This window comes from Bacillus sp. GS3m_15504 (assembly GCF_055825275.1).
Genome location: NZ_JBVVNL010000003.1, coordinates 238,549 through 259,438, shown reverse-complemented (window position 1 = coordinate 259,438; position 20,890 = coordinate 238,549). Strand labels below are relative to the sequence as shown.

18 protein-coding genes are annotated in these 20,890 nt (G+C 36.4%); 15 read left to right on the top strand and 3 right to left on the bottom strand.

All coding sequences use genetic code 11. The features are described 5' to 3' along the window. Positions 1 to 129 precede the first annotated feature (129 nt). Complete coding sequence (locus AC0L0O_RS23355; RefSeq protein WP_000378311.1) at positions 130 to 1,203, bottom strand: glycosyltransferase family 4 protein; 1,074 nt, start codon at positions 1,201 to 1,203, stop codon at positions 130 to 132. Positions 1,204 to 1,692: 489 nt separating this feature from the next. Here AC0L0O_RS23355 and AC0L0O_RS23350 point away from each other — a divergent pair, with 489 nt between their 5' ends. Together AC0L0O_RS23350 and wecB are read left to right on the top strand one after the other, a co-directional pair. Continuing rightward, positions 1,693 to 3,063 (top strand): UDP-glucose dehydrogenase family protein, encoded by a 1,371-nt coding sequence (locus AC0L0O_RS23350; protein ID WP_428889185.1) that lies wholly within the window; start codon positions 1,693 to 1,695, stop codon positions 3,061 to 3,063. 74 nt (positions 3,064 to 3,137) lie between these two features. Then, positions 3,138 to 4,253: a non-hydrolyzing UDP-N-acetylglucosamine 2-epimerase gene (gene wecB, locus AC0L0O_RS23345; RefSeq protein WP_000140128.1), complete on the top strand. Its 1,116-nt coding sequence runs from the start codon at positions 3,138 to 3,140 to the stop codon at positions 4,251 to 4,253. A 34-nt stretch (positions 4,254 to 4,287) separates the two neighbouring features. Here the strand turns inward: wecB and AC0L0O_RS23340 are convergent, their stop codons facing one another. Both AC0L0O_RS23340 and AC0L0O_RS23335 read right to left on the bottom strand, forming a co-directional pair. Next, positions 4,288 to 5,415 (bottom strand): LCP family protein, encoded by a 1,128-nt coding sequence (locus tag AC0L0O_RS23340; protein WP_000392763.1) that lies wholly within the window; start codon positions 5,413 to 5,415, stop codon positions 4,288 to 4,290. Between the two features lie 74 nt (positions 5,416 to 5,489). After that, entirely contained in the window at positions 5,490 to 6,125 is a 636-nt protein-coding gene (locus AC0L0O_RS23335) for a YigZ family protein (protein ID WP_000926685.1), read from the bottom strand. Between the two features lie 239 nt (positions 6,126 to 6,364). On the opposite strand from AC0L0O_RS23335, the gene AC0L0O_RS23330 reads away from it, so the two are divergent. From AC0L0O_RS23330 to AC0L0O_RS23270, 13 genes are all read left to right on the top strand, one after another. Further along, positions 6,365 to 7,207 (top strand): DegV family protein, encoded by an 843-nt coding sequence (locus tag AC0L0O_RS23330; protein ID WP_000844766.1) that lies wholly within the window; start codon positions 6,365 to 6,367, stop codon positions 7,205 to 7,207. 173 nt (positions 7,208 to 7,380) lie between these two features. Continuing rightward, entirely contained in the window at positions 7,381 to 7,695 is a 315-nt protein-coding gene (locus AC0L0O_RS23325; protein ID WP_000400857.1) for a winged helix-turn-helix transcriptional regulator, read from the top strand. Between the two features lie 252 nt (positions 7,696 to 7,947). Continuing rightward, positions 7,948 to 9,267 (top strand): C40 family peptidase, encoded by a 1,320-nt coding sequence (locus AC0L0O_RS23320; RefSeq protein WP_131371163.1) that lies wholly within the window; start codon positions 7,948 to 7,950, stop codon positions 9,265 to 9,267. A 127-nt stretch (positions 9,268 to 9,394) separates the two neighbouring features. Then, entirely contained in the window at positions 9,395 to 10,744 is a 1,350-nt protein-coding gene (comFA, locus tag AC0L0O_RS23315; protein ID WP_000879417.1) for an ATP-dependent helicase ComFA, read from the top strand. Continuing rightward, a complete protein-coding gene (comFC, locus tag AC0L0O_RS23310; RefSeq protein WP_473786147.1) occupies positions 10,744 to 11,448 on the top strand; it encodes a comF operon protein ComFC in 705 nt (234 codons plus the stop codon). Before comFA ends, comFC begins: the two co-directional genes overlap by 1 nt. A gap of 126 nt (positions 11,449 to 11,574) precedes the next feature. Beyond that, the gene (gene cspC / locus AC0L0O_RS23305; RefSeq protein WP_001990088.1) at positions 11,575 to 11,772 is read left to right on the top strand and encodes a cold shock protein CspC; all 198 of its coding nucleotides are present in this window, start codon (positions 11,575 to 11,577) and stop codon (positions 11,770 to 11,772) included. Positions 11,773 to 12,096: 324 nt separating this feature from the next. Next, complete coding sequence (hpf, locus tag AC0L0O_RS23300; protein ID WP_000671189.1) at positions 12,097 to 12,639, top strand: ribosome hibernation-promoting factor, HPF/YfiA family; 543 nt, start codon at positions 12,097 to 12,099, stop codon at positions 12,637 to 12,639. A gap of 276 nt (positions 12,640 to 12,915) precedes the next feature. Continuing rightward, a complete protein-coding gene (secA, locus tag AC0L0O_RS23295; protein ID WP_131371160.1) occupies positions 12,916 to 15,423 on the top strand; it encodes a preprotein translocase subunit SecA in 2,508 nt (835 codons plus the stop codon). 144 nt (positions 15,424 to 15,567) lie between these two features. After that, a protein-coding gene (gene prfB, locus AC0L0O_RS23290; RefSeq protein WP_096001716.1) for a peptide chain release factor 2 occupies positions 15,568 to 16,666 on the top strand; the annotation gives its coding sequence in 2 pieces (ribosomal slippage) (positions 15,568 to 15,639 and positions 15,641 to 16,666; 1,098 coding nt in all). A 436-nt stretch (positions 16,667 to 17,102) separates the two neighbouring features. Then, on the top strand, positions 17,103 to 17,426 hold the full coding sequence (cccB, locus tag AC0L0O_RS23285) for a cytochrome c551 (RefSeq protein WP_000727964.1): 324 nt from the start codon (positions 17,103 to 17,105) through the stop codon (positions 17,424 to 17,426). A gap of 286 nt (positions 17,427 to 17,712) precedes the next feature. After that, positions 17,713 to 18,399 (top strand): cell division ATP-binding protein FtsE, encoded by a 687-nt coding sequence (gene ftsE, locus AC0L0O_RS23280; RefSeq protein ID WP_000594327.1) that lies wholly within the window; start codon positions 17,713 to 17,715, stop codon positions 18,397 to 18,399. Then, entirely contained in the window at positions 18,389 to 19,282 is an 894-nt protein-coding gene (gene ftsX / locus AC0L0O_RS23275; protein ID WP_000645021.1) for a permease-like cell division protein FtsX, read from the top strand. The genes ftsE and ftsX overlap by 11 nt, the downstream gene beginning before the upstream one ends. Before the next feature lie 118 nt (positions 19,283 to 19,400). Continuing rightward, entirely contained in the window at positions 19,401 to 20,837 is a 1,437-nt protein-coding gene (locus AC0L0O_RS23270; protein WP_441293669.1) for a S41 family peptidase, read from the top strand. Positions 20,838 to 20,890 lie beyond the last annotated feature (53 nt).

Sequence of the window (20,890 nt, the reverse complement as noted above, 5' to 3'; positions counted from 1 at the left end):
TTCTCCAATAGTGGAACTCTCAAACAAGCTATATTTTGGAAATGTAAAATAATGAATAAAAAATAGCATCCTCTTATAAGAAAGAGGATGCTATTTGAATATTTCATAATAGTAAAGGCTATACTACAATTAGTCTTCGCGTTTTTTCACTTTTTTATAAAAGGAAATAAGTGGTTTGTAACGTTCATGTACAAGACCGATTACTTCAGCAATAATCTCTGTAAAGAAGATTAAAATGAAAAGAAGAATAATGGATAACCATAATGTCGCACTAGAGAAAATGATTGCATTTACACTAAAGAAAATACCGAATGCGTATATAATTAGTACCGTTTTACGATGAGAGAAGCCCATTGCAAGTAAACGGTGATGTAAATGCGATTTATCTGGTGCTGAAATAGGTTTTTTATTTACGATACGACGGATAATTGCAAATGTCGTATCAAATACAGGTACGCCTAAAATGATAACTGGAACGATAAAGCTGAATAACGTTACACTTTTGTATAATCCAAGTAACGATATAACAGAAATACAGTATCCTAAAAATAGCGCTCCTGTATCTCCCATGAAAATTTTTGCCGGATGGAAGTTGTAGAATAAAAATCCAAGTGTACTTGCAAGTGCAATTAGTGCTAGAGGTAAAATGATAGCTGTTCCAGTGCCCCATGGGCTAGTGAAGGCCATATACGCTAGCGTTGCAAGTACGATAGATGAAATACCAGCAGATAATCCATCTAAGCCATCAATTAAGTTGATTGCATTTGTAATACCTACAATCCAAAATACTGTAATTGGGTAAGCAAGCCATCCAAGTTCAGTATCCCCGAGGATTGGAATATATAATACTTGCACTAATAATCCACTTTTTACAATCATAATGGCAACTAATAGTTGTCCACCGAATTTTACCTTCGCAGATAACTCGTACATATCATCTAAAATACCGATGATTACAATGATAATCGCACCTAGCGTTATCGATAACATTCTTTGTTCGTATAAGCCACCGACAACAAATCCAACAGCCACACCAATAAATATCGCTAACCCGCCAAGACGAGGCATAATCTTTTGGTGCACTTTACGTGCGTTTGGCTTATCTGTTGCTCCTATTTTAAAAGCTAACTTAATAACTAAAGGAGTAACGACGAGTACAGTGATGAAAGATGCCAAAATGGCATAAATCACTTGTGAGTCCATTAATACCCCACCCTTTTATAGTCTAACGTAATTTTTTTTAATATATTTATCTGAAAATTATGATGTTTATTTGCAGGCTCATAACATATGGTATCACAAAAAGATTAGAATTCAATCTTTTTTTCGTTTTACGGTAAATGGAAGCAGATAGAATATATGACAATTGTATACAGAATGTTGAATCATTTAAGAAGGTTAACCGTATTGGGCTTTGGAATATGACATTTTCTCTTTTTCTTTAATAGCGAATACTTTTATTTCAATATTATAAGTGTTACACGTAGAAATGAGTAAGTTCCGTGTTAAAATGTGGGAATTTATCCAGCCTGAACAGGCAGCTTTAATTTCGGTAAGATTCCTATTGGTTTAATGAAGAATATCTAATTTTACAAAAACTTAAAAAAGAATGAAGAAAGTAATTCATATAATAAAGAAGTAAAAGAGTTTTCTCATTTTTAAGGTGAGAGGAGGATGCACAGGGAGAATTCTATGTATTCGTATATTTTCTATTGTATATTCCTGTGCGAAAAGGAAATGAAAATTACGATAATAGGTACCGGATATGTTGGATTGATTACTGGGGTAGGATTGGCAGTATTGGGACATTCGGTTACATGTTTTGATATAAATGATGAGAAAATTGAACGGATAAAACAAGGGGATCTGCCTATTTATGAAGCTGGCTTATATGAATTAATACATGATGCGTGTGAGAATAATCGTTTAACTTTTACAACAAGTAAAGAGGAAGCATTTAAAGATGCAGAATTTATATTTATTGCAGTTGGAACGCCATCGTTATTAGATGGGACAGCGGATTTAACATATATTCAAAACGCATGTGTTGATATTGGGACATATGCGACTAAAGACATTATTGTTGTTACAAAAAGTACTGTTCCTGTAGGGACGAATGGTGATATGAGGGGATGGATTGAGGAGACATTACAAAACAGACATGAATTACATATTGTATCGAATCCTGAATTTTTACGGGAGGGTTCAGGGATTTACGATTTTTTTCAGGGAGATCGTATTGTAATTGGGGCCGATAATGAGGAAGCGGCACGAAAAGTGGAGAATTTATATAGTGAATTACACTTAAAAACATATGTTACAGATATAAAAAGTGCAGAGATGATTAAATATGCATCGAATGCTTTTTTAGCGACAAAAATTAGTTTTATCAATGAAATTTCAAATATATGTGAGAAGGTAGGAGCAAATGTATTAGACGTCGCAAAAGGGATGGGAATGGATAAAAGAATTGGAGCGTCTTTTTTAAATGCGGGCATTGGTTACGGGGGATCGTGTTTTCCGAAAGATACGAAAGCGCTTGTGCAAATTGCAGGGAATGTGGCACATGATTTTCGCTTGTTAAAAGCCGTCATTGAAGTGAATAATAAACAACAGTTATTATTGATTGAGAAAGCGAAGAAAGTAATAAATATGAACAAGAAGCGGATTGCGGTGCTGGGAGCGGCATTTAAACCGAATACAGATGATATAAGAGATGCACCGTCCCTTATTATGATACAAGAGTTAATAAATCTAGGTGCGGACATAGTTCTATATGACCCGAAGGCGATTCAAAATATGAAAAATATCTTTGGGGAGACTATACAATATAGTGAATGTATAGATGAATCGATTAGAGGAGCGAGTGCGGCTTTTATCATGACAGAATGGGAAGCTATCCGGACTTATCCGTTAGAAAAGTACGTACAACTTATGAGAGAACCTATTTTATTCGATGGAAGAAATTGTTATACTAATGAAGATGTCAAGAAGCAAGGAATAGATTATTATTCTGTTGGAAGAGAAAGTATTTATAAGAGGGATTTTTCCGTTATTCGTTAAAAAGGTATGTATTCATGTATATTCTTATATGTCATAATAGGATTTGTAACTAGTGAAAGAAAAGAGGCAATGAAATGACTGAACGTTTAAAAGTAATGACAATTTTCGGGACACGTCCAGAAGCAATTAAAATGGCACCTCTTGTATTAGAGTTGCAAAAGCATCCAGAGAAAATTGAGTCAATTGTGACTGTAACAGCGCAACATCGTCAAATGTTAGACCAAGTATTAAGTATCTTTGGAATTACGCCAGATTTCGATTTGAATATTATGAAGGATCGTCAAACTTTAATTGATATTACAACGCGTGGTTTAGAAGGTTTGGATAAAGTAATGAAAGAAGCAAAGCCGGATATCGTACTTGTACATGGTGATACAACGACAACGTTTATCGCAAGCTTAGCTGCTTTCTATAATCAAATTCCAGTAGGCCATGTTGAGGCAGGACTTCGTACATGGGATAAATATTCTCCATACCCAGAAGAGATGAATCGTCAATTAACAGGCGTAATGGCGGATCTTCATTTCTCACCTACAGCAAAATCGGCAACGAACTTACAGAAAGAAAATAAAGATGAGTCACGCATTTTCATAACAGGAAATACAGCGATTGACGCACTAAAAACGACTGTAAAAGAAACATATAGTCATCCTGTACTAGAGAAACTTGGAAATGATCGTCTTGTACTTATGACAGCTCACCGTCGTGAAAACTTAGGAGAGCCAATGCGTAATATGTTCCGTGCAATTAAGCGTCTTGTTGATAAGCATGAAGACGTACAAGTTGTATATCCTGTTCATATGAATCCTGTTGTTCGTGAAACTGCAAATGATATTTTAGGCGATCATGGCCGCATTCATTTAATTGAGCCGTTAGATGTAATTGATTTCCACAATGTTGCAGCTCGTTCATACTTAATGTTAACTGATTCTGGTGGGGTACAAGAGGAAGCTCCGTCACTTGGTGTACCGGTTCTTGTTCTTCGTGATACAACAGAGCGCCCTGAAGGTATTGAAGCAGGTACGTTGAAATTAGCGGGAACGGACGAAGAGACAATCTTTAGTCTTGCTGATGAGTTGTTATCAGATAAAGAAGCTCATGATAAAATGTCAAAAGCATCTAACCCGTACGGTGATGGCCGTGCATCAGAGCGTATTGTAGAAGCAATTTTAAAACACTTTAATAAGTAAAAAAAAGCCAAATCGCATGCGATTTGGCCTTTTTTTATTGCTGATTTCTCATAATCCACTCTGCATGAGCATTCGTAGAAGGAGGGGGATCAGTTGGTGTTTTGTCCTGATTCGTTTCTTTCTTCGCTTTTTCGTTAGAGTTAGAATTTGAAGAAGGATTTGATTCGGTTTTTGTTGTTGTATTTTCTTGCGTGTTTACCTTTTCTCCTAATTCTTTTTTAATTTCGTTACGTACTGCCTCAACACCGTTTGGATCTGGAAGGAAGTAATAAATACCACCTATTTTTTTATCTTCTCCTTCCAGTTTGAACGTTTGTATTGTAGAAGGATCAAATCCAGAGAGTTTATTGTAAAGAGCAAGGCCATCTGAAATAGGAATGTCAGTTTTTATATATTTTCCAACGACTGCTGTCAAATCTTTAATTTTAAATACGGTAGAGGTAGAATTTAGTTTTTGAGCAACAGCAGCTAGTAATTGTCTTTGTCTAGCGGCCCGACCATAGTCGCCATTCGGATCTTGCTTTCGCATACGAACGTAAGCGAGTGCTTCTTCACCATTTAATTCTTGTTGCCCTTGCTTAAATTCGATTTTTTTGTAGTAATCCACGTCTGAACGCTCCCAAAAATCGAAGGGGACATCAACAGTAACACCGCCAACAGCATCAACAATACCTTTAAAGCCTTGGAAATCAATTTTAAGATAATGGTCTACAGGCACTTTTAGAAAACCTTCGACAGTTTTGATTGCCATTTCTTCTCCGCCGTAAGCATGCGCAGCGTTAATTTTGTCCTCTTTATTCTTTCCGACAATTGGAACGCGACTATCACGAGGGATACTCATAAGCGAAATTTTTTGCGTTTTCGGATTGACTGTCGCAAACATTATTGAATCTGTACGACCGTTTTGACCGTCTGTTGCATAATCTTCTATCCCCATAATAAGGAGTGTAAAAGGCTCCTTTGTAATTTCTACATCTTCGGTTCTCAAATCCGACTTTTCACGAGTAAAACCACTATACATCCCCATGAGAGAAGAGTAGGAATTTAATATATAAAGTCCTACACTACCAAATAAAAATAAGAAAATAAGGAAGTAGAAAAACTTTCTTCTTCGTTTCTTTTTTATTCTGCTATTTTGGAGATGATAATAACGTTCTTCCATATATAATCTCCTTAGTTCATTTGTAGGAAAGTAATTCACTACATTAATCTTTAAAGGCGATAAAGTAGTTATTCTTAGATAACATCTTGTTCTAAGTACAACATATCTCCTTCTGTAATTGTACATTTCCCATTTGTTAATTCAATCATCCAATCCGTGAATGTTTGTTTTCCATCTTCTTCTACATACGTATCAAATGTGACATTTTCGAGGTAATGTATATCTTTAATGGCATATTTTGAATTACGTAATTCATTTTCAATTTTGCCAAGTAATGTGTAATCAATTTCGGTCTGCATAACACGCATTAGCTTTCGCTCGACAACACCGACATGATTAATGCCTTCGCTTGTACATTTTCCATATGCACGAATTAATCCACCAGCGCCCAGTTTGATGCCACCAAAATAGCGGGTAACGACAACGACGGTATCTTTTAAACCGCGTTTTTTTAGTACCTCTAACATAGGTACACCAGCTGTACCACTAGGTTCCCCATCATCATTTGCTTTTTGGATTTGATCTTGTTCGCCAATTAAATACGCAGAACAATTATGTGTTGCATTCCAGTTTTGTTTTTTGATTTTTTGTATGAATTCTTGAGCTTCTTCTTCGGTTGTAGCACGACTAACATAACAAATGAATCTTGATTTTTGAATAACAATTTCGTGTTCACCGTAGTCTTTTATTGTTAAATATTGTAATAACACTTGTATACGCCCCTATCCATCAAAGTGACTAGTACTTTACATTTTAAAAGCGGGCGTTTTTATATTCAAACATTTTTTATAAATAAGCTGAAATTTTTGGTGAGTATTTTACCTTTTTGTTGTAATTTGTCGAGATGATGAGTATAATTTCAAACCCGCATTTTCATGTATGGATGCACCATTTTTAGTTTTCGTGTAAAATTAGGAAATAAAAACTTTTTTATAAGGCAGGTACGAAAATGAAAACAGCTATTGTTACTGATAGTACAGCATATATACCGAAGCATATTCGTGATGAACTCAATATATATATGATTCCATTAAACGTTGTGTTTGGAACGGAATCTTATCAAGAAGAAGCTGAAATTTCAGCAGATGATTTTTATGTAAAAGTACGTGAGCAAGAAGAACTTCCGAAAACTTCTCAACCAGCAATCGGAAAGTTTGTTGAGCTATATGAAGAATTATCTAAGGATTATGATGCAGTTATTAGCATTCATCTTTCAAGTGGGATTAGTGGTACATATCAAACGTCAACGACAGCTGGTCAAATGGTAGAGGGTATCGATGTATATACGTACGACTCTGAAATTAGTTGTGAAGTGCAAGGATTCTATGTGCGTGAAGGTGCAAGGCTAGCAAGCGAAGGAAAGGATCCAAAAGAGATTATCGCCCGTTTTGATGAAATGAAGAAAACGATGGACGCTTATTTTGTAGTAGATGATTTACACCATTTACAACGTGGAGGACGATTAAATAGCGCGCAAGCTTTCATCGGTAGTCTGTTACAAGTAAAGCCGGTTTTATATTTTAGAGACAAAATCATTATTCCGTTTGAAAAGATTCGTACGCGTAAAAAAGCGTTAAAACGTATCATTGAAATTTTTGATGAGCAAGCGAGTAAAGGTGTACCTATGGAAGCAGTTATCATTCATGCACAACGTGAAGAGGAAGCGAATGAATGGAAGAAAGAATTAGAAGCAAAATATCCACATGTTACAATTCGTACCGGTTATTTCGGTGCTGTAATTGGAACGCATTTAGGTGAAGGTGCACTAGGTCTTGGATGGTATACGAAGTAATAAAGATATAAAAAGCTCTCTTTCGGAAGAGGGTTTTTTTACGGATATTTTACGTTCAGTTGACAAGTTAATATTTGGAAATGGTAAAATGTACGTAAAATAAAATAATGAGGAAAGTTTTATAACTTACTTTTTACAAGAAACTATATTATAATAGAAGAGAGGTGAAACATATGGAGCATAATTCTTGTTTATGTCCAAAGTTTGAGTCAGCTTTTACTTTGCTTAGTAAGAAGTGGACTGGCTTAATTATTAAATCTTTGCTGGAAGAGTCAAAACGTTTTAGGGAAATCGCAGATATTATACCGAATATGAGCGATCGTATGTTATCAGAGCGTTTAAAGGAATTGGAAAGCGAAGGCATTGTAGTTCGTAATGTTTATCCAGAAGTACCAGTTCGAATCGAGTACGGCTTAACGGACAAGGGAAAAGCGTTAGAAAGTGTTATGGATGAAGTCCAAAATTGGGCTGAGAAATGGATGAAATAACGTTTTGATTTCATCCGTATTAGTATATTTAATAAAACGTAAGGGAAACCTTGCGTTTTTTCTTTGCTTATAAAAACCTTTTAAAACTCTACACATACATACAAAAATATGCATATTTTGCGATAGAGTTACATATAATATTACATTTGTTTTACAAAAGCGTAACATTAGCAAAAAAAATCCCGAATTATGGTATAAATTTTATAGGTTATATACGGAAAAAAGAAAAAAGAAAGCGGTGTAAAAAATAAAATGAAAAAGCTAAAAATGGCATCTTGCGCATTAGTTGCAGGGTTAATGTTTTCAGGGCTAACACCAAATGCATTTGCAGAAGATAAAATTTCTGACGTGAAATCACAAATTAATACACAAAATGACACTTTACATAAACAACAACAAGAACGTGATGAATTACAAAAACAAATGAATGACTTAAACAAAACAATTCAAGGTTTAGATAAGTCTGTACAAGAGAATGCTGCAAAACTTGATGAAACAACGAAAAAAGTTGCAGATACTGAGCAATTAATCGAAAAGAAAAATAAAGATATTGCAGAATTACAAACGAAAATTGCAAAACGTGAAGAGTTATTAAGAAAACGTTTAGTTGCACTTCAAGAGCAACCAAACACGAACGTTGTAACAGAAGTTCTTGTAAACTCTAAAAACGTTGCAGATTTAGTTGATCGTTTAACTTCTGTTTCTAAAATTCTTGAGTCTGACGAAGATATCATGAAAACACAACAAGAAGATCAAGCGAATGTGAAAAAAGATGTTGAAACAGTAAAAACGAAGCAAAAAGAATTAAAAGAAGCACAAGCTCAAATTGAAACTGCTAAGAAAGAACTTGACGCTGAAAAAGCGAAAAAAGCAACAGCAGTAAACGATTTAAGTGGTAAAATGGATACAGTTGTAACTTCAATGACAAGTACGGAAAGTCAATTGAAAGATCTTGAAAAACAAGCATTACAATTACAACGTATTGCTGAACAAGAAGCGCAAGAAAAAGCTGCACAAGAAGCTGCAGCACAAAAACAAGCAGAGCAAGCAGAGCAAGCTGCTAAAGATGCGCAAGCTCAACCAGCACAAGCGGCACCTGCTCAGCCAGCAGCGCCAGCAAACAACGGTGGACAAGCTCAAAAAGAAGAGCCTAAAAAGGAAGAGCCTAAAAAAGAAGCACCTAAAAAAGAAGATAAAAAACCAGAACCGACACCAGGTCCAGCTCCGGCTCCTGGCGTAATTGGTAAAGCACAACAATACTTAGGTTTACCATATGTTTGGGGAAGTGCATCTCCATCAAACGGTGGTTTTGACTGTAGTGGATTTATTTCTTACGTATTCGGTGTAGGTCGTCAAGACGTTAATGGTTACTGGCATTCAGTTTCAAAAGTAAGTAGCCCACAGCCAGGGGACTTAGTATTCTTCCAAAATACTTATAAAAATGGTCCATCTCACATCGGTATTTATGTTGGTAATGGCCAAATGATTCATGCTGGTGATAAAGGTATTGCTTACTCTAGCTTAAGCAGTAGCTACAACCAAAAACATTTCTTAGGATACGGTAGATTCTAGGATTTATAATCGAATAAAACATGTGTATAAAGTCGATAGCTTACTATTTTATAAGTAGGTTATCGGCTTTTTTGAGTTTTTACGAGATTATAAGAAAGGTTTATAGTAATGCTGGGGGTGGTTGCTGATGCTCGCTGGAAAGCAGTTACTATTAGAAGAACTCCCTTCAGATTTACGGAGAGAATTAAGTGATTTGAAAAAGGAGGGAGAGGTCATATGTGTACAAGGCGTAATAAAGAAGGCTTCTAAATATATATGTCAGCGCTGCGGAAATATAGAGCAGCGGCTATTTGCATCATTTTTATGTAAAAGGTGCAGTAAAGTATGTACGTATTGCCGGAAGTGTATAACGATGGGGAGAGTTAGTGAATGTGCTGTACTTGTTCGCGGGATTCATGAAAGAAAAGGAGAAAGGGAATTACATTCGTTACAGTGGAAAGGGAGTTTGTCTCTTGGTCAGGAGCTGGCGGCGCAAGGTGTTATAGAAGCTATTAAGCAAAAAGAATCTTTTTTTATTTGGGCTGTGTGCGGGGCTGGAAAAACAGAAATGTTATTTTACGGTATAGAAGAGGCACTTCAAAAAGGAGAAAGAGTGTGTATCGCAACGCCAAGGACGGACGTTGTACTGGAATTAGTACCGAGATTACAAGAAGTGTTTCCAAGTATAAATGTAGCTGCTTTATACGGAGGGAGTGTAGATCGTGAAAAAGATGCAGCGTTAGTCGTTGCAACGACGCATCAATTGTTACGTTATTATAGAGCGTTTCATGTAATGATTGTAGATGAGATTGATGCCTTCCCGTATCATGCGGATCAAATGTTACAGTATGCAGTGCAGCAAGCGATGAAAGAGAAAGCAGCGCGTATTTATTTAACGGCAACCCCTGATGAAAAGTGGAAGCGCAATTTCAGAACGGGGAAACAAAAAGGTATCATTGTCTCTGGACGATACCATCGTCATCCGTTACCAGTTCCTCTATTTAGCTGGTGCGGAAATTGGAAGAAAAGCCTCCATCATAAAAAAATTCCTCGTGTGTTACTACAATGGTTAAAAATGTACGTAAACAAAAAATACCCTATTTTTTTATTTGTTCCTCATGTGCGATATATAGAAGAAATAGGCCTGTTATTGAAAGGGTTGGATCATAGAATCGATGGCGTACATGCAGAAGATCCGATGAGAAAAGAAAAAGTGGAAGCATTTCGAAAGGGAGACATTCCGTTATTAGTTACAACGACAATTTTAGAAAGAGGGGTAACTGTGAAGAACTTACAAGTGGCTGTGTTAGGGGCTGAAGAAGAAATATTTTCAGAAAGTGCGCTCGTACAAATTGCAGGCCGAGCAGGTCGTAGTTTTGAAGAACCGTATGGTGAGGTTGTTTATTTTCATTACGGTAAGACAGAGTCGATGGTACGTGCGAAAAGACATATTCAAAGTATGAACAAAAGTGCGAAAGAACAAGGATTAATTGATTAATGCATTGTTTACTTTGTGATGAATATATTTTGGAAACAGTTAGTTGGTACACTTTCTTTGTAAAGTCTCATAAAAAATATGTATGTGATAGATGTGAGCGGAAACTTTCCTATATTATAGGAGAGATTTGCATGGAGTGCGGGCGACCTTTAGAACTTCTCTCTACTGTATTTAAAAAGAATGATATTTGTATGGATTGTATACGGTGGATGAAGGAAGAGAAGTATCGACCTTTAAAAAATCGTTCTTTATATGTATACGATGATGAGATGAAAGCAGTATTAGCACAGTTTAAGTTTCGAGGTGATGCGGAATTAGTTCGTATTTTTTATCGATCTTTTCGGGAGTTATTTCAAAAGTATTTTACGAACGTTTCAACTGTTATTCCTGTTCCGCTTAGTAGGGAACGGGAATATGAACGTGGTTTTAATCAAGCAGAGTTATTAGCAGCTTGTTTGCCTGTCGAAATTTCTTATCTATCATTAAGAAGAAGGGAAACAGAAAAGCAAAGTAAGAAGTCACGTAAAGAAAGACTTTCGGGAAGTAATCCTTTTTATTTTCAAAGAGAAGAGATGTTTCATGGTCAACGCATTTTACTTGTTGACGATGTATATACGACAGGAATTACAGTGAGACAAATTGGAAGTCTTTTGTATGATAGAGGAGCAAGGGAAGTTTCTAGTTTGACGCTCTGTAGAAGTTGATCTGTAACTGTCGAAAGTGATAATAAAAAGGCGATAAGTCTTCTTTGACTTCGTATGTTGTCATTCGTTATAGTCAAATTATGGGGCGAATGCCCTGATTTTTAGAGTGAAGGGAATGGAATGAACATGCAAGGAAGAGTGAAATGGTTTAATGCAGAAAAGGGATTTGGGTTTATTGAGCGTGAAGATGGTGATGATGTGTTTGTTCATTTTTCTGCTATTCAACAAGATGGATATAAGTCATTAGAAGAAGGGCAACAAGTTGAGTTTGATATTGTAGATGGAGCACGTGGACCACAAGCAGCTAATGTTGTAAAACTGTAGGTATATTGTTTTTGGGAAGAGAAAGCTGCGTTTGTGGCAACGTTATATATATGTAGTAGAACCTCTTGTTTTTTTTGCAAGGGGTTTTTGTTATAAAATGAGTTGTCAAAAAGTTGTTTCTTTTCTGTAACGAATTGTCCACAGTTATATTCGTTATTCACGATGTTAATAGGATAAAATAAAGATAGAAACGATGCATCTTTTCATTTCAACAAAAAACGATAAAAAAATCGCAATTCCACTAATTTTTTTAAAAAAGTTAGAAGGAGTTTTTAAGCCAGTGTCGAAATTATAGTACATAGGCTTGAAAGGAGGAATTCATCTATGAAATTCAACATTCGTGGTGAAAATATTGAAGTAACTCCAGCATTAAAGGAATATGTAGAGAAAAAACTAAGTAAGTTAGAGCGTTATTTTGATACATTCCCAGAGATTAAAGTTAATTTAAAAGTATACTCTGACAAGCAACGTGTCGAGGTAACAATTCCATTTACTGATTTATTACTTCGTGCAGAAGAAACTAATAGCGATATGTACGCTGCTATCGATTTAGTAGTTGATAAACTAGAGCGACAAATTCGTAAACATAAAACAAAAGTAAATCGTAAGTTACGTGAGAAAGGTTCTATGAAAACGAACTTTATCCTTCCAGAAGCAGTAGCTGTTCTGGATGCGGTAGAAGAGGATGAATTAGAGCTTGTACGTACAAAACGATTCGATTTAAAACCGATGGACGTTGAAGAAGCAATCCTACAAATGGATATGCTAGGACATAATTTCTTCGTCTTCACAAATGCTGATACAAATGAAACTAATGTTGTATATGGCCGTAAAGATGGGAAATATGGTTTAATCGAAACTAAATAATAATTCAAAAGCGCAGCCGAAATGGCTGCGCTTTTTTTGCTGAAAATAGATTTTTTTAAAAAAGTTTTCTTAATTTAGAACGAGACATTCGGCCGATTGTTGTCATAGTTATAAGACAAGTGTTACAATTATCATTAGGTATATACATTTTAGTTTTTTTAATTAGGAGAAAAATTGGCATAACATACATTTGATTTTTATAACGACTGATTGTAATAGAGAAAAAGAAAAAACAATCGGAAGTTTTATTTTAATAAAAAGAGGAGCGTATTTCCTATGATCGGTATTTTAAAAAAGGTGTTTGATGTAAATCAACGCCAAATTAAACGTATGCAGAAAACAGTTGAGCAAATTGATGCATTAGAGTCATCTATTAAGCCGCTAACTGATGAACAATTAAAAGGGAAGACGCTTGAATTTAAAGAACGTCTAACAAAAGGTGAAACAGTAGATGATCTACTACCTGAAGCTTTTGCGGTTGTTCGTGAAGCTGCGACTCGTGTTCTTGGAATGCGTCCGTATGGCGTACAGTTAATGGGTGGTATTGCCTTACATGAAGGGAATATCTCTGAGATGAAAACGGGTGAAGGTAAAACGTTAACATCTACATTACCTGTATATTTAAATGCTTTAACAGGAAAAGGTGTTCACGTCGTTACAGTCAATGAATACTTAGCACAACGTGATGCGAGCGAAATGGGACAACTTCATGAGTTCCTAGGCTTAACAGTAGGAATTAATTTAAACAGTATGTCTCGCGAAGAGAAACAAGAGGCTTATGCTGCTGATATTACGTATAGCACAAATAATGAGCTTGGATTCGATTACTTACGTGACAACATGGTTTTATATAAAGAGCAGTGCGTTCAACGCCCGCTTCACTTTGCTATTATCGATGAAGTCGATTCTATCTTAGTCGATGAAGCGCGTACGCCACTTATTATTTCTGGACAAGCTCAAAAATCAACAGAGCTGTACATGTTTGCAAATGCATTCGTTCGTACGTTAGAAAATGAAAAAGATTATTCATTTGATGTGAAGACGAAAAATGTAATGTTAACAGAAGATGGTATTACGAAAGCGGAGAAAGCTTTCCATATTGAAAACTTATTTGATTTAAAACATGTAGCGCTTCTTCACCATATTAATCAAGCACTTCGTGCGCACGTTGTAATGCACCGTGATACAGATTATGTTGTACAAGAAGGCGAAATCGTAATTGTAGACCAATTTACTGGTCGTCTTATGAAAGGTCGTCGTTATAGTGAAGGTTTACACCAAGCTATCGAGGCAAAAGAAGGCGTAGAAATTCAAAATGAAAGTATGACGCTTGCGACAATTACGTTCCAGAACTACTTCCGTATGTACGAAAAGTTATCTGGTATGACTGGTACAGCGAAAACAGAGGAAGAGGAATTCCGTAACATTTACAATATGAACGTTATTGTAATTCCAACGAACAAACCGATTATTCGTGATGACCGTGCGGATTTAATCTTCAAATCAATGGAAGGTAAATTTAATGCTGTTGTTGAGGATATTGTAAATCGTCATAAACAAGGGCAACCTGTTCTTGTCGGTACAGTGGCGATTGAAACGTCAGAGCTTATTTCAAAAATGTTAACGCGTAAAGGTGTACGTCATAACATCTTAAATGCGAAAAACCATGCGCGTGAAGCGGATATCATTGCAGAAGCTGGTATGAAAGGTGCTGTAACGATCGCGACGAACATGGCAGGGCGTGGTACTGATATTAAGCTTGGAGACGATATTAAAAATATTGGTTTAGCAGTTATCGGTACAGAGCGTCACGAAAGTCGTCGTATTGATAATCAGTTACGTGGTCGTGCTGGTCGTCAAGGGGACCCAGGTGTTACGCAGTTCTACTTATCAATGGAAGATGAACTAATGCGCCGCTTCGGTTCTGATAATATGAAAGCAATGATGGATCGCCTTGGTATGGATGATTCTCAGCCAATCGAAAGTAAAATGGTTTCTCGTGCAGTAGAATCTGCGCAAAAACGTGTAGAAGGAAATAACTATGATGCACGTAAGCAGTTACTACAATATGATGATGTACTTCGTCAGCAACGTGAAGTTATTTACAAACAGCGTCAAGAGGTAATGGAGTCTGAGAACTTACGCGGTATTATTGAAGGTATGATGAAATCTACAGTAGCGCGTGCGGTTGCGCTTCATACACAAGAGGAAATTGAAGAAGATTGGAACATTAAAGGTCTTGTTGACTACTTAAATACAAACCTTCTGCAAGAAGGAGATGTGAAAGAAGAAGAATTACGTCGCCTTGCTCCAGAGGAAATGAGCGAACCAATTATCGCGAAATTAATAGAGCGTTACAATGAGAAAGAAAAGCTTATGCCAGAAGAGCAAATGCGTGAGTTCGAAAAAGTTGTTGTATTCCGTGTTGTAGATACGAAATGGACAGAGCATATCGATGCGATGGATCACCTTCGTGAAGGTATTCATTTACGTGCTTACGGTCAAATTGATCCACTTCGTGAGTATCAAATGGAAGGATTCGCAATGTTCGAGTCAATGATTGCTTCTATTGAAGAGGAAATTTCTCGTTACATTATGAAAGCTGAAATTGAACAAAACTTAGAGCGTCAAGAAGTTGTTCAAGGTGAAGCTGTTCACCCATCTAGTGATGGCGAAGAAGCGAAGAAAAAACCAGTTGTAAAAGGTGACCAAGTCGGCCGCAACGATTTATGTAAATGTGGTAGCGGTAAAAAATATAAAAACTGCTGTGGTATCGGGAAGTAATACAGGGCGCTAGCTTTGGCTACTTTGCAAACTTTTACATCAAAAATGTATAATTAAGAAGGATTAAACTCTCTCCGTCATAAGTGGAGAGAGTTTCCCTTGTTTTCATACGAAAGTAACAGCAATTACATAGAGGTGAAGGAAATGGAATTAGTAGAAATTAGACAGGAATTAGAGAAAATGGCTAAGAGATTAGCGGCTTTTAGGGGGTCTCTTTGACCTCCCTACTAAGGAGAAACAAATTGCAGAATTAGAAGAGAAAATGATGGGCGCAGGATTTTGGGATGACCAACAAGGCGCACAAGCTGTAATTAATGAAGCGAATGCACTGAAAGATATGGTTGGAAAGTTCCGTCAGCTAGATGAGACGTTCGAGAATCTAGAAATTACGCATGAGCTTTTAAAAGAAGAGTATGATGAAGATTTACATGAGGAGCTTGAATCAGAAGTAAAAGGTTTAATTCAAGAAATGAATGAGTATGAACTTCAGTTACTACTTAGCGATCCTTATGATAAAAATAACGCGATTTTAGAATTACACCCAGGTGCTGGTGGAACAGAGTCACAAGACTGGGGCTCTATGTTACTACGTATGTACACACGTTGGGCTGAAAAACGTGGATTTAAAGTAGAAACAGTTGACTACTTACCAGGTGATGAAGCTGGTATTAAGAGTGTTACGTTATTAATTAAAGGTCATAACGCTTACGGTTACTTAAAGGCAGAGAAAGGTGTACATCGTCTTGTACGTATTTCTCCATTCGATTCTTCAGGCCGTCGCCATACATCGTTCGTATCTTGTGAAGTTGTACCTGAGTTCAATGATGAAGTTGAAATTGAAGTGCGTACAGAAGACTTGAAAATTGATACGTATCGTGCAAGTGGAGCTGGTGGACAGCACGTTAATACGACAGATTCAGCAGTTCGTATTACGCATACGCCGACAAATACGGTTGTAACGTGTCAGTCAGAGCGTTCTCAAATTAAAAACCGTGAGCATGCGATGAAGATGTTAAAAGCGAAATTATATCAAAAGAAATTAGAAGAGCAACAAGCGGAGTTAGATGAAATTCGCGGAGAACAAAAGGAAATTGGATGGGGTAGTCAAATCCGTTCTTACGTATTCCACCCGTATTCTCTTGTGAAAGACCACCGTACAAATACAGAGGTCGGTAACGTGCAAGCAGTTATGGATGGAGAAATTGACCCATTCATTGATGCTTACTTACGTTCTCGCATCTAATGAGAAAAAGGCCAACAAAATTGTTGGCGCATGTTGAGGACAATAGAGGATATACAGAGTTTGATTTTATTTCTATAGATGAAGTAAAGAGGAAGAGAAGTTGGAAACGACAACTTCTCTTTTTGATGGGATTATATGTAGCATACAATGTTGTATATTGTTTTGTAAAAAGTAGAAAATAGTAAAACAGAGTGGCAATAGAGTGACACTTTATACAGAAATTTTCTAATTTCCCGTTCAAAAAGGATTCTTTATAGAAGTTTTTACGTTGTTCACAGAATTGAAACAACTTATAAAAGCTTTATATTATTAGGGTTCTCACTGTATTTTTGAAGAATATGAAATATACCTTAGTTTTTCTATATAAAGATAATGCTTATAATGAAAATGAGTGTGTTAGGAATGAAAAGAATATCAACAATGGGGAGCGATAGAAGTGAAAAAGAAATTGTTGGCTATTGCGCTAGGAACATCAGTCGTTTTTGCTTTAGGAGCATGTGGAAATAAAGAAGAGAGTAAGCCTTCAAAACAATCTGCAAGCACAGATAGCGCAGAGCAAATTTATCAAAAAAGTTGTATAGGGTGTCATGCGAAAGATTTATCCGGAGCAACTGGACCGGATTTACGAAAAGTAGGACAGAAATATGATGCGGCAGACATTGAAAAGATTATTGAAAAAGGTCGCGGTTCTATGTCACCAGGAATCATCCAAGGTGAGGATGCGAAAAAAGTAGCTGAGTGGTTAGCTGAACATAAATAAAAGGCATAAAATGGACGAGTTGATTCATATAGTCAACTCGTTTCCCTTTTTTTGGAATGTAACATAACTGTAACAAAAATGTATCCGAATTGGAAACCGTTTGATGTTACAATGAGGTTTGTAGAATTTTGCTGAAATATATTACATAGTAGTATTGCTTATAAAAAGAGCATAAGTAGGCTACCTTCAACAAGAGTGGTTTAAACGAGAATAAAAGTTCATCTTTTATTTTCAAATGTACAGAAAAGTATTTCGAAAAAAATCATTAAGTATTGGGTGATAAATAATGATAAAAATGACGAATGTTTATAAGGAGTACCCGAATGGTATGAAAGCCATTGCTGGTCTTACAGTTAACATTAAACAAGGTGAGTTTGTATACGTAGTTGGACCGAGTGGAGCCGGGAAATCTACATTTATTAAAATGATGTATCGTGAAGAGAAGCCATCTACAGGATCAATTAATGTAAATGGACTTGTTATTGAAACATTAGCAGAAAGAGATGTTCCATATTTCCGTCGTCAATTAGGCGTAATTTTCCAAGATTTTAAATTGTTACCTAAGTTAACAGTATATGAGAATGTTGCGTTTGCCTTAGAAGTAATTGAAGAAGAGCCTGATGCAATTCGTGAGCGTGTAACAGAAGTTTTAGGTCTTGTAGGTCTTGAAGATCGTGCAGACGCACTTCCAAGTGAACTTTCGGGCGGGGAGCAGCAACGTGTTGCGATTGCGAGAGCAATTGTAAACAAGCCGAAAGTCGTAATTGCCGATGAGCCAACAGGTAACTTAGATATTGAAACAGCTCTTGATATTATGAAGATTTTCACGCGTATTAATGAGCGTGGCACAACAATCGTTATGGCGACACATAACGCAGATATCGTAAATACAATCCGTCATCGTGTAATCGCGATTGAAGGCGGAAAAATTGTTCGAGATGAGATTGAGGGAGGATACGGATATGAAGGCTAAGACCCTTAGTCGACATTTGCGAGAAGGTGTGAAAAATCTATCCCGTAACGGATGGATGACGTTTGCTTCTGTTAGTGCAGTAACAGTTACACTATTACTTGTAGGTGTCTTTTTAACAGCGATTATGAATATGAACCATTTTGCGACGAAAGTAGAGCAAGATGTTGAGATTCGTGTACACATTGATCCAGCAGCAAAAGAAGCTGATCAAAAGAAATTAGAAGATGATATGAGTAAGATTGCAAAAGTAGAATCTATTAAATATTCTTCTAAAGAAGAAGAGTTAAAACGTTTAATTAAAAGCTTAGGCGATAGCGGAAAGACGTTTGAGTTATTTGAACAAGATAACCCACTGAAAAACGTGTTCGTTGTAAAAGCGAAAGAACCAACAGATACAGCAACAATTGCGAAAAAGATTGAAAAAATGCAGTTTGTAAGTAATGTTCAGTACGGAAAAGGGCAAGTTGAACGATTATTTGATACTGTAAAAACTGGTCGTAACATTGGTATTGTGTTAATTGCTGGTCTTTTATTCACAGCGATGTTCTTAATCTCTAACACAATTAAAATTACAATTTATGCTCGTAGTACAGAAATCGAAATTATGAAACTTGTAGGTGCAACAAACTGGTTTATTCGTTGGCCGTTCTTGTTAGAGGGATTATTCCTAGGAGTATTAGGATCAATTATTCCAATTGGCTTAATTCTTGTTACGTATAATTCACTACAAGGTATGTTTAACGAAAAACTTGGCGGAACAATTTTCGAACTTCTACCATATAGTCCGTTCGTATTCCAATTAGCTGGTTTACTAGTATTAATTGGGGCTTTAATCGGTATGTGGGGAAGCGTAATGTCAATTCGTCGTTTCTTAAAAGTATAAAAAGTTGCAAACATAATTCGTACAAGCTTATCATATAGTAGAAATAGGTAAAGGCATCACACGCTGTGTGATGCCTTTTGCTACACCACCTGTGTGTTTTGGAAAGGGGAATTCCGCATTGAAACGTAGAGTTGCAATTATTGGAATGGTTGTTGCATTTTTAATTGGTGCTGGCGGAATGTTTGCAGGTATGTCTTTATTTGGGGTTAATCCAGCAGAAGTAACGCAAACAATTTCGAGTGGAAACGCTAGCACTGCGCAAGGGAATTTGGCAAAAATTAATGAGGCGTATGCACTAATTGATTCACGTTATGTGGAAGACGTGAAAGATGAAAAATTAGTCGAAGGTGCAATACAAGGCATGTTGTCTACGCTGAAGGACCCTTATTCCACGTATATGGATAAAGAAACGGCTAAACAGTTTAGTGAATCGCTTGATCCTGAGTTAGAAGGGATCGGGGCTGAGGTGAACAAAACGGACGGTAAGCTTATTATCGTATCTCCAATTAAAGGCTCACCGGCAGAAAAGATTGGAATTAAACCGAATGACCAAATTTTATCTGTAGATGGAAATAGTGTGAAAGATTTATCACGTGAAGAAGCAGTATTAAAGATTCGTGGTAAAAAAGGAACGACTGTTGCGATTGAAATTAAGCGTGCAGGAGTAGCTGATCCGATTGTATTTAAAATTAAGCGTGAAAAAATTCCAATCTTCACAGTGTTTAGCTCTGTGAAACAAGAGAATGGAAAAGATATCGGTTATATGCAAATCACTTCTTTTGCTGAAAATACAGCGAAAGAATTTAAGGATCAGTTAAAAGAGTTAGAGAAGAAAAACATAAAAGGGCTAGTTATTGACGTGCGCGGTAATCCTGGTGGCTACTTAAATAGTGTAGAAGAGATACTAGGGGAAATTATGACGGATAAAAAGCCGATGCTACAAGTAGAGCAAAGAAATGGTGAGAAGAAGAAATTCTCTACGGAACTGAAAGAGAGAAAGCCATATCCAATTTCAGTATTAATTGATAACGGAAGTGCTTCTGCTTCAGAGATTTTAGCGGGTGCGCTAAAAGAGGGAGAAGGATACGATTTAATTGGTGAAAAAACGTTTGGTAAAGGTACTGTTCAGCAAGCTGTTCCATTTAAAGATGGCAGCAATATCAAATTAACGATGTTCAAATGGTTAACACCGGATGGAAACTGGATTCATAAAAAAGGAATCAAGCCAACTGTAGAAGTGAAACAACCAGATTATTATCATGCGACACCAATTCAAATTGAAAAGACACTTTCATACAATGCAAATGATGTACAAGTAAAACACGCACAAGAAATGCTTAAGAGTTTAGGATATGTACCAGGACGTGAAGATGGATACTTTAGTAAAGAGACAGAATCAGCACTGAAAGCATTCCAAAATGCGAATAAGATGGAAGCGACAGGGCAGCTAGATAAAAAGACAGCTGAGGCGATTCAAACGAAAATTATTGAAAAAATCCGTTCTGGAGAAAATGATCTCCAATTACAGTCAGCATTAAAATTAATGGCGAAATAAAAAGAAATACAGGCAGTTTGCTGCCTGTATTTTTTTGTGTTAAACAAACGCTT

What these genes read in the sequence shown, in the direction of transcription:
- AC0L0O_RS23355 (WP_000378311.1), bottom strand. Translation starts at nt 1,203, where the DNA reads ATGGACTCACAAGTGATTTATGCCATTTTGGCATCTTTCATCACTGTA.
- AC0L0O_RS23350 (WP_428889185.1), top strand. Translation starts at nt 1,693, where the DNA reads ATGTATTCGTATATTTTCTATTGTATATTCCTGTGCGAAAAGGAAATG.
- wecB (WP_000140128.1), top strand. Translation starts at nt 3,138, where the DNA reads ATGACTGAACGTTTAAAAGTAATGACAATTTTCGGGACACGTCCAGAA.
- AC0L0O_RS23340 (WP_000392763.1), bottom strand. Translation starts at nt 5,415, where the DNA reads ATGGAAGAACGTTATTATCATCTCCAAAATAGCAGAATAAAAAAGAAA.
- AC0L0O_RS23330 (WP_000844766.1), top strand. Translation starts at nt 6,365, where the DNA reads ATGAAAACAGCTATTGTTACTGATAGTACAGCATATATACCGAAGCAT.
- AC0L0O_RS23325 (WP_000400857.1), top strand. Translation starts at nt 7,381, where the DNA reads ATGGAGCATAATTCTTGTTTATGTCCAAAGTTTGAGTCAGCTTTTACT.
- AC0L0O_RS23320 (WP_131371163.1), top strand. Translation starts at nt 7,948, where the DNA reads ATGAAAAAGCTAAAAATGGCATCTTGCGCATTAGTTGCAGGGTTAATG.
- comFA (WP_000879417.1), top strand. Translation starts at nt 9,395, where the DNA reads ATGCTCGCTGGAAAGCAGTTACTATTAGAAGAACTCCCTTCAGATTTA.
- comFC (WP_473786147.1), top strand. Translation starts at nt 10,744, where the DNA reads ATGCATTGTTTACTTTGTGATGAATATATTTTGGAAACAGTTAGTTGG.
- cspC (WP_001990088.1), top strand. Translation starts at nt 11,575, where the DNA reads ATGCAAGGAAGAGTGAAATGGTTTAATGCAGAAAAGGGATTTGGGTTT.
- hpf (WP_000671189.1), top strand. Translation starts at nt 12,097, where the DNA reads ATGAAATTCAACATTCGTGGTGAAAATATTGAAGTAACTCCAGCATTA.
- secA (WP_131371160.1), top strand. Translation starts at nt 12,916, where the DNA reads ATGATCGGTATTTTAAAAAAGGTGTTTGATGTAAATCAACGCCAAATT.
- ftsE (WP_000594327.1), top strand. Translation starts at nt 17,713, where the DNA reads ATGATAAAAATGACGAATGTTTATAAGGAGTACCCGAATGGTATGAAA.
- ftsX (WP_000645021.1), top strand. Translation starts at nt 18,389, where the DNA reads ATGAAGGCTAAGACCCTTAGTCGACATTTGCGAGAAGGTGTGAAAAAT.